The following is a 12,317-nucleotide window of genomic DNA, read 5'->3' on the forward strand; positions in this document are numbered from 1 at the left end:
ACGGCTTTGACGGCCCATTCAGGCCCCGGCAAGCCCCGCCCCATGGGCAGACCGGCGTCTGTCATCGCTTCCGGCTATAATCGGGGGTACCCCTTTATTCATCTGTTCCTGTTCCGCCTGGAACGGGCGCAGGGTTGCGCCTTCGGAGACCTCATGTCCTCGCAATACATCTACACCATGAACCGCGTCAGCAAGGTGGTCCCGCCCAAGCGGCAGATCATCAAGGACATCTCGCTGTCGTTCTTCCCGGGTGCCAAGATCGGCCTGCTGGGCCTGAACGGCTCGGGCAAGTCGACGGTGCTCAAGATCATGGCCGGCGTGGATACCGACTTCGAGGGCGAAGCCCGCCCGCAGGCCGGCATCAAGGTCGGCTACCTGGCCCAGGAACCGGAGCTGGACCCGACCAAGACCGTGCGCGAGTCGGTCGAGGAAGGCGTGGGCGAAGTGCTGCAGGCCCAGGCCGCGCTGGACGCGGTGTACCTGGCCTATGCCGAGGAAGGCGCCGACTTCGACAAGCTGGCCAAGGAACAGGAGCGCCTGGAGGCGATCCTGGCCGCCGGCGACGCGCACACCCTGGAAAACCAGCTGGACGTGGCCGCCGATGCGCTGCGCCTGCCGCCGTGGGAGGCCGTGGTCGGCACCCTGTCCGGTGGTGAAAAGCGCCGCGTGGCGCTGTGCCGCCTGCTGCTGCAGAAGCCGGACATGCTGCTGCTCGATGAACCGACCAACCACCTGGACGCCGAGTCCGTGGAATGGCTGGAACAGTTCCTGGCGCGCTACACCGGCACCGTCGTGGCGGTCACCCATGATCGCTACTTCCTGGACAACGCCGCCGAGTGGATCCTGGAACTGGATCGCGGCCGCGGCATTCCGTGGAAGGGCAACTACACCGACTGGCTGACCCAGAAGGACGACCGCCTGCGCCAGGAAGACAACCAGGAAAAGTCCCGCCAGAAGGCGATCCAGAAGGAACTGGAGTGGTCGCGGCAGAACGCCAAGGGCGGCCGTACCAAGGGCAAGGCGCGTCTGGCCCGCCTGGAAGAACTGCAGTCGGTGGATTACCAGAAGCGCAACGAGACCAACGAAATCTTCATTCCGCCGGGCGAGCGCCTGGGCAATGCGGTGATGGAGTTCAAGAACGTCTCCAAGAAGTTCGGTGATCGCCTGCTGTTCGACGACCTGAATTTCCTGGTGCCCGGTGGCGCGATCGTGGGCATCATCGGCCCCAACGGTGCCGGTAAGTCGACCCTGTTCAAGATGATCACCGGCCAGGAAAAGCCGGACACCGGCGAGATCGTGGTCGGCCCGACCGTCAAGCTGTCCTACGTGGACCAGAGCCGCGACGCGCTGGAAGGCAACCACAACGTCTTCCAGGAAATCGCCGGCGGCCTGGACATCCTCAACATCAATGGCGTGGAGATCCAGTCGCGCGCCTACATCGGCCGCTTCAACTTCAAGGGCCAGGACCAGCAGAAGCTGGTGGGTTCGCTGTCCGGTGGTGAGCGTGGCCGCCTGCACATGGCCAAGACCCTGCTGCAGGGTGGCAACGTGCTGCTGCTCGATGAACCGTCCAACGATCTGGACATCGAAACCCTGCGTGCGCTGGAAGATGCGCTGCTGGAGTTCCCGGGCAACACCTTCGTCATTTCGCATGACCGCTGGTTCCTGGATCGCATCGCGACCCACATCCTGGCGTTCGAAGGCGACTCGCACGTGGAGTTCTTCCAGGGCAACTACCGCGAGTACGAAGAAGACAAGCGCCGCCGCATGGGCGACGACGCCGCACCGAAGCGCCTGCGCTTCAAGGCGCTGAAGTAACGGAACGAGAAACGGCCGCGCACTGCGCGGCCGTTTTGCATTCGGGTCGGTACCCACCGCTAGCCATAGGCAGCAGGATGCAACTAATTGCATATCCATAGATAACGACTTCAGGTCTCCTACGCACCTCACGCAATTGCACCCCACGCAGTTGCGACCAACGTAGGACACCACCAATGAAAGCACTGGTCATGAGTACCGCAGCCCTGCTGCTGTCGGGCACCGCCGCGGCGGCCCCGGCGAACTGGGAAGGCAGCTACATGGGCGTTCAGGCGAGCCATGCAGAAGGCAAGAGCCAGGACCGCAGCAACGCCAACGCCTCTGAAAAAAGCCCGCGCGGGTTCACCGGCGGCGTGCAGGCCGGTCGCACCTGGCAGTTCGACAGCAACGTGGTGATGGGCATCGAAGGCAGCCTTGCCGTCGGCAGCATCGACCGCGACTGGAAGGACCGCGAAAACCACCCGCACAGCCCGTACTACGGCAAGGACGCGGTAACCCGGTCGGGGTCGGTCAACCTGATGCTCGGCTACGCGGCCGGCCCGGTGCTGCCCTACCTGACCACCGGCGTGACCGTGGCCCGCCAGGAGTACACCCTGGGCTGCGATAAATCGCTGGTCGAGAAAACCAACGGCTGCCGCGTGGCGGAATTCGAGACCGACGCCCGCCATGTCTCCACCGGCGTCAATGTCGGCGCAGGCGTGCTGGTGCGGTTCAACGAGCGCCTGTCCGCCGGCGTGGAGTACCGCTACACCAACCTGGGCTCCAGCCCGGTGCAGCTGCACGATCCGAACTACCCCGACGCGGCCCGCCGCAGCTTCCATACCGACTACAGCAGCGTTACGCTGAAGTTGAATTACCACTTCTAACCCGCCACACGACGCACCCGCAGGTCCGCCTGGGCGAGGCAGTGCGCCCCCGGCACGAGAGATCTGCGATGTCCCTGTTCGAACGCGTCTTCCAGCTCCAGCAGCACGGCACCTCCGTGCGCACCGAGGTGCTGGCCGGGCTGACCACCTTCCTGACGATGTCCTACATCGTCTTCGTCAACCCGGACATCCTGGCCACCACCGGCATGGACCCGGGCGCGGTGTTCGTGGCCACCTGCCTGGCCGCGGCACTGGGTTCGCTGGTGATGGCGTTCGCCGCCAACTTCCCGGTGGGCATGGCTCCGGGCATGGGCCTGAACGCGTTCTTCGCCTTCACCGTGGTCGGCGCGGCCGGCCTGCCGTGGCAGCAGGCGCTGGCGGCGGTGTTCATTTCCGGGCTGGTGTTCCTGGCGCTGTCGCTGACCGGCGTGCGGGCCTGGCTGGTGGCGGGCATTCCGCCCTCGCTGCGCGCGGCGATCGTGGCGGGCATCGGCCTGTTCCTGGCGATCATCGCGCTGCAGAAATCCGGGGTGATCATCGCCAACACCGATACGCTGGTGGCGCTGGGCCCGCTCAATACCGCGCCACCGCTGCTGGCCCTGGCCGGCTTCCTGCTGATTGCGATCCTGGAAGCGCGCAAGGTGCGCGGCGCGATCCTGATCGGCATTCTGGCCGTCACCGGCGCGGCGTGGCTGCTCGGTGACGTGCAGTTCCATGGGCTGGTGTCGCTGCCGCCCAGCCTGGCCCCCACCTTCCTGCAGTTGGACCTGCCCGGGCTGCTGCACCACAACGGCGGTGCGCCGATTGCGGTGTTGCTGCAGGTGGTGCTGGTGTTCGTGCTGGTGGAAGTGTTCGACGCTACCGGCACGCTGTACGGCGTGGTGGGGCGTGCGGGCCTGCTCAAGTTGCCCGGCGCGCCCAAGCGCTTCGGGCGTGCGCTGCTGGCCGACAGTACCGCCATCGTGGCCGGCTCGCTGCTGGGTACCAGCAGCACCACTGCGTTTGCCGAAAGCGCGTCGGGCGTGCAGGCCGGTGGCCGCACCGGCCTGACCGCGCTGGTGGTGGCCGCGCTGTTCCTGGCCGCGCTGCTGTTTTCGCCGCTGGCGGCGATGGTGCCCGGCTATGCCACCGCCCCTGCCCTGCTGTTCGTGGCCGGGCTGATGCTGCGCGAGCTGGTGGACGTGGACTGGAGCGACCTGACCGAATCGGTGCCGGCCGCATTGTGTGCGCTGGCGATGCCGTTCACCTACTCCATTGCCAACGGCCTGGCGTTCGGCTTCATCGCCTATGCCGTGCTCAAGGCCGGCACCGGGCGATGGCGCGACGTGCACCCGGCGGTGTGGCTGGTGGCCGGCTTGTTCGTGCTGCGCTACGCGCTGGAGTAAGCCGCACCCCCGGTAGGGTCGCGCCCCTGCCGACTGCCGTGACCCGATCAACGTTCGATGTCGGCATGACGCATGAGCGAAGCAGGCTCTGCAACGTCGAAGCCGATCATCTCGATAAAGGTCATGCCATTCCCGGATGTGGGCAGAGGGTCGGCAGTCGGCAGGGGCGCGACCCTACCAGCAACGGCGACGGCGATTTCGGTGGGGATTTCGGTGGGGATTTCGGTGGGGATTTCGGTGGGGATTTCGGTGTCGATTTCGGTGTCCGAGTCGGCGGCAGAGTTGGCGTTGGCGTTGGCCCTTCCAACTGCACCTGCAACTGCGCCGTGACCATGCCGCACCCCCGGTAGGGTCGCGCCCCTGCCGACTGCCGAGACCGGATCAACGTTCGATGTCGGCATGACGCATGAGCGAAGCCGGCTCTGCAACGTCGAAACCGATCATCTCGATAAAGGTCATGCCATTCCCGGATGTGGGCAGAGGGTCGGCAGTCGGCAGGGGCGCGACCCTACCAGCAACGGCGACGGCGATTTCGGTGGGGATTTCGGTGGGGATTTCGGTGGGGATTTCGGTGTCGATTTCGGTGTCGATTTCGGTGGCGATTTCGGTGGCGATTTCGGTGTCCGAGTCGGCGGCAGAGTTGGCGTTGGCGTTGGCCCCTCCAACTGCACCTGCAACTGCGCCATGACCATGCCGCACCCCCGGTAGGGTCGCGCCCCTGCCGACTGCCGTGACCCGATCAACGTTCGATGTCGGCATGACGCATGGGCGAAGCCGGCCCTGCACTACGCAACGCGATCATCCACGTCCAGGGCGCACGCCGCGCGGTTCACCCCTACGCAACGCGGCTCTGGGATGATGGGGCATGAGCGATTCTCCCCTGCCTGTCGATCTGTCTTCGCCGTTGCGTCGCCGGCTGCTGCGTGCCGCGCTGCTGGCGCCCGCCGTAGGTGCACTGGCCACCCTGCCCGGCTGTTCGATGCCGGTGCAGGTAGAGGGCACGTTCCTGCAGCCCTGGCGCAGCCACCTGGACTGGACCATGGCCGATTGGCAGCGCTCGGTGGGGCTGGCCCAGCGCCTGGGCTGCAAGCAGCTGGTGCTGCAGTGGACCGGTATCCACGGCGCGCCGGAAGGCGATTGGCAACTGACCGATGCCGGCCTGCGCATGCTGTTCACCGCCGCAGGCGAAGCGGGCATCACGGTGCGGGTGGGGCTGCCCTTCGAGCAATCGTGGTGGCAGGCAATCGGCGGCGATGACGCCGCGCTGCAGGCCTTCTTCGCCAGCAGCCTGGCGCGCGCCCAGCAGTGGCTGGCGCAGGCACCGTGGGCCCGCCTTCAGGCCTTCGGCGGCTGGTACCTGCCGTATGAGATCGAGCAGTACCACTGGGCCGATCCGGCCCGCGTGCAGTGGCTGGGCCAGTGGCTGCACGGCCTGCATGCAGCGGCCCAGGCGCGCGGCGGCGACTGCGCCATCTCCACCTACTTCAGCCGCCTGCAGACCAGCGGCCGCCTGGAGACGGTGTGGGCCAGCCTGCTGGACCAGGTGCCGCTGCGGCCGATGGTGCAGGACGGCGTGGGCGTTGCCGGGGCCGGCAATGTGCAGCAACTCAAGCCGTTGCTGGCGATGCTGAAACAACGCGGCGTGGCGTTCGATGCGATCGTGGAACTGTTCCGCGAGCTGCCCGGTGAGAATCACGACGGCACCCAGTTCAAGGGCGAAACCGCCGACGCGGCGCGGATTGAACGCCAACTGGCGTGGGCGCGCGACAGCGGTGCCGAACACGTGCTGGTGTATGCGCTGGACCCGTGGTTGTCGCAGGACACACCGCAGGCGAAGGCGTTGCGGCGGCAGTGGGGGTTGTAGCGCGCGCGTGGGGTGTACCGGCCGGGGTGGGACATCCGGCCGCGAAAGCGCCGCCGGTGGTACCGCACGGTTTGTTCAGGGCATGCAGTCCGCCGCGGTTACAGCGTGCGGCCGATGATCTCGCGCAGGATTTCGCTGCTGCCACCGAAGATGCGCAGCGCGCGTGCGTCGGTCCAGGCGCGGCCGATGCCGTACTCGCTGCTGTAGCCGTAGCCACCATGCAGCTGCAGCAGGTCGTCGAGGATCGTGCCCTGCAGTTCGGTGGCGTTGAGTTTGGCCATCGCCGCCACCGTTGCGTCCAACCGACCCTGCAGCTGCGCGGCCAGGCACTGGTCGAGGAAGCTGCGTAGCATCGCCAGCTGGGCCGCCGCGCCTGCCAGCACGAAACGGGTGTTCTGGTGGTCGATCAGGAAGCGCCCGAATGCCTTGCGCTGGCGGACGTAGGCCACGGTTTCATCCAGCATGCCCTCGGCCGATGCCGCCGCGCGCAACGCGATGGCCATGCGCTCGGCCGCCAGCTGTTCGCCCAGGTAGTCGAAGCCGCGCTGTTCTTCACCCAGCAGGTGCGACACCGGTACCGCCACGTCCTGGAAGAACAGCTCGCTGGTGTCCTGCGCGTGCTGGCCGATCTTGGCCATCGGTGCGCCGCGGGTGACGCCCGGCAAGGTGGTGTCCACGCAGAACAGGGTGAGCCCACGCGCGCCCAGCTCGGGCGCCACGGTGGCCACTACCACCACCACGTCGGCGTTGCTGCCGTTGGTGATCCAGGTCTTCTGGCCGTTCAGCAGGTAATGCTCGCCCTGGCGTTCGGCACGGGTGCGGACCGCCTTGAGGTCGCTGCCCGCGCCCGGTTCGGTCATCGCAATGGCGCCGATCGCCTCGCCGCGCGCCATCGCCGGCAGCCAGCGCGTGCGTACTTCGTCGCTGCCGTACTGCATCAGGTACGGCGCCACCATGTCCGAGTGGATCGAGAAGCCGATCCCCAGGTAGTTGGCGCGCGCCAGTTCCTCGATCACGCAGGCGGCGTGGCCGATGTCGCCGCCCAGGCCGTACGGCTCGGGCAGCTGGCAGTTGAGCAGGCCAGCCTCCCCGGCCGCACGCCACAGCGCGCGCGGGGTGATGCCGTCGCGCTCCCACTGTGCGTAGTGCGGGGCGATCTGCTCGGCGATGAAACGCCGCACCTGCGCGCGGAACAGCGCGTGGTCTTCACCGAATACCGGACGGGTGTGCATGGATCAGCGGCCCACCGGGTCGGTGCCGCTGAGCTGGCCCTGCAGCACCGGGGCGGTGGCGCTGCCGGTCAGGAACAGGCTGTAGTGGTCGCCGGGTTGCAGCGCCGGCAGGGCCAGCGGGGCGCTGTCCTTGCCGCCGCAGCCGGCCACCAGGCGTGCCTTGACCGGGTTGATGCCGCGCGCAGTGCTGCTGCCGCTGGCCACCGCCGGGAACACCACGGCGCCCTTGTCGGCCATGGCCAGGCGCCCCTGCGCGCAGCCGCTGGCCAGGTTGTAGAAGCGGATCTCGGCCTTGAGCGCATCGCTGGTGCCACCGCCATCAGCGAGAGCGGCCAGCGGCTTTGACGGGGCGGCGGCGTCCAGCACCAGGGTGGTGAAGCTGCCAGCGGCAACCTGCGGCTGGCTGCGGGGCTTGCCGGCCACGCGCACGGTGAACGGCTTGCCGCCCTCGACGATGGCGTAGCGGCTGGCCCGCGTGGCCGGGCCGATGCTCTGTTCGGCGCCCGGACCGACGGCGACCTTGAGCGCGGCGCTGCCCGGGTTGAGCACGCGCACGAACGCCGAACCGGCTGGCGGCCGTGCCGCATACAGCTGGGCCAGGCGACCTTCGGGGGCGGTCTGCTGGGCGGTGGCGGCCAGCGGCGAAAGGGCCAGCACGGCGGCGGCGAGCGAGATCAAGGGCAGTTTCATGCAGTGGGTTCCTGGCGGCGAAGCGTGCGCGCCATTGCGTAGCGCTGCTCCAGTTGTCGGCGATCCACCTTGTTGCTGGTGCCGGTCGGCAGCGCATCAACGGCGATCAGTTCAGAGGGAATCATGTACGGCGGCACGCGACGGCCCAGCTGCGCCTTCCAGTCCTGCAGCGACGCCGGCAGCGGCTGCACCGCGCCTTCGCCGGGCTGGGACAGTTCGACGAAGCCGATCATGCGCACCAAGGTGCCATCGGGCCGGCGCAGGACCACCGCCGCGCCGGCCACCACGCCGTCCAGGGTGGACAGCGAAGCATCCACTTCGGCCAGCTCGATGCGGTAGCCGTTGAGTTTGATCTGGTCATCCTTGCGGCCGCGGAAGGTCACCCGCCCTTCCGCATCCAGGTCGCCCAGGTCACCGCTGCGGTAGGCCCGCTTGCCGTGATGGGTGAACAGCACGCCCTGGTCCAGGTCCGGGCGATCCAGGTAGCCGCGCATGACGTGGTCGCCGGCCATGCAGATTTCGCCGTCGTCGATGAAGACCTCGGCATAGGGCTTGGCCACGCCGATCGGGAACGGGTTGGGCGCGGCCGCGCGTAGCGCCGGGTCGATCTCCACCCAGGTGGTGGAACAGGTGGCCTCGGTGGGACCGTAGGAGTTGATGATGCGCGCCTGCGGGAAGCGCGCCCACAGCTCTTCGGCCACGCGTGGGGTGAGCGATTCGGCGCCGAACACGAACACGCGCAGCGAGGGCAGGTGCTCGGCGTTGAAGCGCGGGTTGAGCATCTGCTGGCGCACGAACGAGGGCGTGGACGCCCACACCGCCACCGCCGACTGACGCAGGTGTTCGACAAACCGTTCGCTGTCGGCGATCACCTCGCGCGGGCACAGCACGCAGCTGCCGCCGGTGCCGAGCGCACCGCACAGGTCGAACAGCGAGAAGTCGAAGCTGAAGAGCATCTGGTTGAGGAAGGCCGGCGCCTCGCCCAGCTGCAGGCAGTCGGTAATCCAGCCGGTGAACAGCGCCACGCTGTCGCGGCCGATCTGCACGCCCTTCGGGTCACCGGTACTGCCGGAGGTGAACATGATGTAGGCCAGGTCCGGCACGCTGAGCGCGCGCGGTGCGTCGGCACCGGGCCCGAAGGTATCGGTGGCGGCATCGTAGACCGCGCCGGCATGGGTGAGCTGGGTGATCCGCTGCAGCCGCGCGGCCGGGTTGATGGTGTCCACCGGCACATAGGTGACGCCCATCTGCAGGCAGCCCAGCATGGCCACCACGAACGCAGACTGCTTGTGCCCGGAGATCACCAGCGCGTAGCCGGGCTGCACGCCGGCCGCCTGCGCGCGCCCGATCCAGGCCTGGGTGGCCGCATGCAGCGCGGCCCAGTCCAGGCTGCCGTCGGCATCGTGCAGGGCCGGTGCATGCGGGGCGTGCTCCAGCGCGACGAAGCGGCAGTTTTCGAAATCGAAACGCATGCGGACAGCTCCTGCAGGTGGGGTGGGCTCAGCGCTGGTGCGCGGCCACGTAGTCGGCCAGCACCTGCACCGAATCGACCAGCGCATCGATCTCATCGACCGGCAAGGTCACGCCCAGGCGGTCCTTGACCTCGACCATCAGCTGCACCTTGGACATCGAGTCGAACAGCGACTCCATGTATTCGTCCGGCTGCACGCGGGTGCCGATCACCGCTTCGACGATGTCGATCAACTGGGCCTGGAGGGTCTGGATATCCATCGGGTTCACCTTGTCAGAACTGGAAGTAGAGGAAACGGGATTCTTTGTGCAGGCTCAGCAGCGACAGCCCCAGCATCAGCAGCATCACCAGCAGCCACTGCCAGTTGGGCTGCCAGCGCATCCACGCGCGGGGCGCCGGGCTGGGCTTGGCCAGCGACGGGCCGTACACGCCCATGATCTGCTGCGCGTTGGGTGCCAGCCAGACGATGGCCAGCAGCACCAGGATGTAGAGCAGCTGCACGTGGTGGCCAGCCAGCAGGCGCCAGCTGTCGCCCAGCCCCATGCCGCCAAGGTAGCCCAGGTTCTCCAGGCTTTCCCAACCGCGCACGCCGAACATGGCCTGCACCAGCTCCCAGGCATCGTGCACGCCGTCGGCGCGGAAGAACGCCTGCGCCACCAGTACCGCACCGAAGGTGAGCAGCACATAGCCGGCGTGCTGGTACCAGCGCAGCTGGCGCAGCGCGGCCGGCTTGCGGCCGCCGACGAACACGCGCCAGGCATGGTTGATGGACAGGTAGCCGGCATGCAGCAGGCCGAAGATCAGGAACTGCAGGCCCGCGCCGTGCCAGATGCCGGCCAGGCCCATCGCCCACACCGTGGGCAGCACGATCATCGACAGGAAGCCGCCCGCCGAGGCCACCGCGGCCGGGCCGGTGGCGCGGCCATGGCGGGTGCGCCAGCGGGTGACCGCCATCGCCACCGGGTAGTACAGGTAGGCGGTGATGTAACGGGTGAGCGTCATGTGCCAGCGCGCCCAGAAGTCGATCACGCTGGTCGCCTTGTAAGGCGAATTGAAGTTGAGCGGGAAGCGGATGCCGAACATGCGCGCCAGGCCCAGCGCCATGTCCGAGTACCCGGAAAAATCGAAGTACAGCTGCAGCGCGTAGCTGAGCGCGGTGGCCCAGGCGCCCCAGAACTGCACCTCGCCGGTGGAGGCGAAGCCGGCATCGGCATACGGGGCGATGGTGTCGGCCAGCAGTACTTTCTTGGCCAGCCCGATCACGAACAACATGCCGCCCACCGACAGGTTGTCGGCCTGGAACCGGTAGGTTTCGCGCTTGCTGAACTGCGGCATCATCTCCTTGTGATGGAGGATGGGGCCGGCGATCAGGTGCGGGAAGAAGGTCACAAACAGCACGTAGCTGAGCGGGCTGCGGTCGTTGACCACGCCGGCGCGGCAGTCGAGCAGGTAGCCGATCTGGGTGAAGGTGAAGAAAGAGATACCCAACGGCAGGATCAGCGCATCCATCGGGCCGACGTTGAAGTCCATCTCGCCGACGAAGTTCACCATCGCCGCGAAGTACTTGTAGTGCACCAGCAACAGCAGGTCGGCGGCCACGCCCAGCACGGTGGCCAGCAGCTGCAGTTTCGGTCGCTTGGCCAGCGACAGGATCACCAGGCTGACCAGGTAGTTGAAGACGATCGAGCCCGACAGCAGGATCACAAACTGCGGGTTCCACCAGCCGTAGAACACGATGGACGCCACGCACAGCCACAGGGCGGCCAGGCGTGGCTTCACCGCGCCCAGGGCGTAGTGCACGCCCAGCGCGATCGGCAGGAACACCAGCAGGAACAGGAAGGAGTTGAAAAGCATCGTCCGTAGCGCTCAGTCGATCTCGGCCAGCGTTGCCTGCTCACCGTCGGTCAACGGCAAGGACAGGGCCATTTCAGAAAATTCCCAGACCACCAGCTTCAGCGTGGGCGGCCACTGCGCACGCTGCGGCCAGGCCGCCAGCAGCGCACCGGAGAACTGCCCGCCATCCAGGCTCTGGTTCCACACTTCGCGCCCCAGCGCATTGCCCAGGCGTTCGGCGAACAGGCTGCGGCGGCCGTTGGAGCTGCCCAGCAGCAGCACCTCGACCGGCGGGGTGTCATCGAGCAGGCCGCCACTGCGCAGCGGCGCGATCACCTGTTCCGGCTCGCGGTCCAGCGCCGGGCGCCAGGCCGGCGGCGCCTTCTCCAGCCCGGCCAGCACGATCAGGTCGCCCATGCGTGGCTTGGCCGCACCGGGCGCGCCCACCTCGAACGCCTGCGCGCCACGTCCGCCCAGCAGCGGCAGCGCCGAGGCGGCCACCGCGTCGGCGGCGCGCTGCGCGCCGATCCGGTTCATGTGCACGTCGGTGCGGAAGAACACCGGCGCCGTGCCCTGCTGCAGTACCGGCAGCAGGTCGGTGGAGGCCACCTGGGCGGCACCCAGCGCCTGCTGCCACTGGCCCAACCGCGCGCGCATGGCCGTTGAATGGCGCAACCCGCAGGTATGCGCCTGCTCGATCCGTGACTTGTCCGGCACCACCACCACCAGCACCTGCACGCCCTGCGCCTTGAGCTGCGTGGTCCAGTGCTGCATCAGCCGCACGCGCTGCTGCAGCACCTGCTCGCCCGCACCCGGCGGCGGGCGCAGTCCGTCGCGGTAGAACAGCCAGTCCGGGCACCCCAGTGCCACCTGCGGCCCCAGGTCGCCGAGCAGGCGATAGCGCAGCGCGGCCGTGGCCAGGTCGGCCTGGGCCTGCACCGGCAACTTGAGCGCTTCGTTGATCGCGCGGCCAGCTTCGCCGTCGGCCCAGCGTGCCGGTGCCAACGCGGCCGCGGGGATCTTCGCCTTGCCCAGCATCCAGCCACCGGTCAGCAGGCCGATGACCAGCAGCGCGATCACCAGCGCGGCGGTGGGACGGTGGGCACCGGGCGGCGCGGCCGGTGGCAGGGGCGCGGGCGCGCCGGGACGTGCACTCAT

General features: G+C 68.0%; 12 protein-coding genes. 4 read left to right on the top strand and 8 right to left on the bottom strand.

What is annotated here, in order from left to right; translation table 11 throughout:
* The first annotated feature begins 153 nt into the window (after nt 1–153).
* The 3 genes from ettA to AC6CHL_RS17560 all read left to right on the top strand — a co-directional run bounded on the left by ettA (nt 154) and on the right by AC6CHL_RS17560 (nt 4,069).
* Nucleotides 154–1,818, top strand: a complete 1,665-nt coding sequence (gene ettA, locus AC6CHL_RS17550; RefSeq protein WP_038690533.1) for an energy-dependent translational throttle protein EttA — start codon at nt 154–156, stop codon at nt 1,816–1,818.
* A 191-nt stretch (nt 1,819–2,009) separates the two neighbouring features.
* On the top strand, nt 2,010–2,684 hold the full coding sequence (locus tag AC6CHL_RS17555) for an outer membrane protein (protein ID WP_498295541.1): 675 nt from the start codon (nt 2,010–2,012) through the stop codon (nt 2,682–2,684).
* Between the two features lie 68 nt (nt 2,685–2,752).
* Nucleotides 2,753–4,069 carry an NCS2 family permease gene (locus AC6CHL_RS17560; RefSeq protein WP_313246142.1) on the top strand — a complete coding sequence of 439 codons (1,317 nt, stop codon included), beginning with the start codon at nt 2,753–2,755 and terminating at the stop codon, nt 4,067–4,069.
* 47 nt (nt 4,070–4,116) lie between these two features.
* On the opposite strand, the gene AC6CHL_RS17565 is transcribed toward AC6CHL_RS17560, so the two are convergent.
* Both AC6CHL_RS17565 and AC6CHL_RS17570 read right to left on the bottom strand, forming a co-directional pair.
* A complete protein-coding gene (locus AC6CHL_RS17565; RefSeq protein ID WP_498295543.1) occupies nt 4,117–4,470 on the bottom strand; it encodes a hypothetical protein in 354 nt (117 codons plus the stop codon).
* The gene (locus AC6CHL_RS17570; protein WP_498295544.1) at nt 4,451–4,828 is read right to left on the bottom strand and encodes a hypothetical protein; all 378 of its coding nucleotides are present in this window, start codon (nt 4,826–4,828) and stop codon (nt 4,451–4,453) included. Before AC6CHL_RS17570 ends, AC6CHL_RS17565 begins: the two co-directional genes overlap by 20 nt.
* Before the next feature lie 106 nt (nt 4,829–4,934).
* Here AC6CHL_RS17570 and AC6CHL_RS17575 point away from each other — a divergent pair, with 106 nt between their 5' ends.
* On the top strand, nt 4,935–5,933 hold the full coding sequence (locus tag AC6CHL_RS17575; protein ID WP_498295546.1) for a DUF4434 domain-containing protein: 999 nt from the start codon (nt 4,935–4,937) through the stop codon (nt 5,931–5,933).
* A 98-nt stretch (nt 5,934–6,031) separates the two neighbouring features.
* Here AC6CHL_RS17575 and AC6CHL_RS17580 read toward each other — a convergent pair whose 3' ends face one another.
* From AC6CHL_RS17580 to AC6CHL_RS17605, 6 genes are read right to left on the bottom strand one after another with little or no spacing between them, the layout of a single operon-like run.
* On the bottom strand, nt 6,032–7,165 hold the full coding sequence (locus AC6CHL_RS17580) for an acyl-CoA dehydrogenase family protein (RefSeq protein ID WP_498295548.1): 1,134 nt from the start codon (nt 7,163–7,165) through the stop codon (nt 6,032–6,034).
* Nucleotides 7,166–7,168: 3 nt separating this feature from the next.
* Nucleotides 7,169–7,855 (bottom strand): alginate O-acetyltransferase AlgF, encoded by a 687-nt coding sequence (locus tag AC6CHL_RS17585; protein ID WP_498295549.1) that lies wholly within the window; start codon nt 7,853–7,855, stop codon nt 7,169–7,171.
* Entirely contained in the window at nt 7,852–9,327 is a 1,476-nt protein-coding gene (locus tag AC6CHL_RS17590; RefSeq protein ID WP_448132990.1) for an AMP-binding protein, read from the bottom strand. Before AC6CHL_RS17590 ends, AC6CHL_RS17585 begins: the two co-directional genes overlap by 4 nt.
* 28 nt (nt 9,328–9,355) lie before the next feature.
* Entirely contained in the window at nt 9,356–9,586 is a 231-nt protein-coding gene (locus AC6CHL_RS17595) for an acyl carrier protein (protein ID WP_038690541.1), read from the bottom strand.
* A gap of 13 nt (nt 9,587–9,599) precedes the next feature.
* Nucleotides 9,600–11,180, bottom strand: coding sequence for an MBOAT family O-acyltransferase (locus tag AC6CHL_RS17600; protein WP_498295551.1), 1,581 nt, complete (start codon nt 11,178–11,180; stop codon nt 9,600–9,602).
* A 12-nt stretch (nt 11,181–11,192) separates the two neighbouring features.
* The gene (locus AC6CHL_RS17605) at nt 11,193–12,317 is read right to left on the bottom strand and encodes an alginate O-acetyltransferase AlgX-related protein (protein WP_498295552.1); all 1,125 of its coding nucleotides are present in this window, start codon (nt 12,315–12,317) and stop codon (nt 11,193–11,195) included.

Source organism: Stenotrophomonas sp. GQ19 (genome assembly GCF_059758695.1).

What these genes read in the sequence shown, in the direction of transcription:
- ettA (WP_038690533.1), top strand. Translation starts at nt 154, where the DNA reads ATGTCCTCGCAATACATCTACACCATGAACCGCGTCAGCAAGGTGGTC.
- AC6CHL_RS17555 (WP_498295541.1), top strand. Translation starts at nt 2,010, where the DNA reads ATGAGTACCGCAGCCCTGCTGCTGTCGGGCACCGCCGCGGCGGCCCCG.
- AC6CHL_RS17560 (WP_313246142.1), top strand. Translation starts at nt 2,753, where the DNA reads ATGTCCCTGTTCGAACGCGTCTTCCAGCTCCAGCAGCACGGCACCTCC.
- AC6CHL_RS17565 (WP_498295543.1), bottom strand. Translation starts at nt 4,470, where the DNA reads ATGCCGACATCGAACGTTGATCCGGTCTCGGCAGTCGGCAGGGGCGCG.
- AC6CHL_RS17570 (WP_498295544.1), bottom strand. Translation starts at nt 4,828, where the DNA reads ATGCCGACATCGAACGTTGATCGGGTCACGGCAGTCGGCAGGGGCGCG.
- AC6CHL_RS17575 (WP_498295546.1), top strand. Translation starts at nt 4,935, where the DNA reads ATGAGCGATTCTCCCCTGCCTGTCGATCTGTCTTCGCCGTTGCGTCGC.
- AC6CHL_RS17580 (WP_498295548.1), bottom strand. Translation starts at nt 7,165, where the DNA reads ATGCACACCCGTCCGGTATTCGGTGAAGACCACGCGCTGTTCCGCGCG.
- AC6CHL_RS17585 (WP_498295549.1), bottom strand. Translation starts at nt 7,855, where the DNA reads ATGAAACTGCCCTTGATCTCGCTCGCCGCCGCCGTGCTGGCCCTTTCG.
- AC6CHL_RS17590 (WP_448132990.1), bottom strand. Translation starts at nt 9,327, where the DNA reads ATGCGTTTCGATTTCGAAAACTGCCGCTTCGTCGCGCTGGAGCACGCC.
- AC6CHL_RS17595 (WP_038690541.1), bottom strand. Translation starts at nt 9,586, where the DNA reads ATGGATATCCAGACCCTCCAGGCCCAGTTGATCGACATCGTCGAAGCG.
- AC6CHL_RS17600 (WP_498295551.1), bottom strand. Translation starts at nt 11,180, where the DNA reads ATGCTTTTCAACTCCTTCCTGTTCCTGCTGGTGTTCCTGCCGATCGCG.
- AC6CHL_RS17605 (WP_498295552.1), bottom strand. Translation starts at nt 12,317, where the DNA reads ATGAGTGCACGTCCCGGCGCGCCCGCGCCCCTGCCACCGGCCGCGCCG.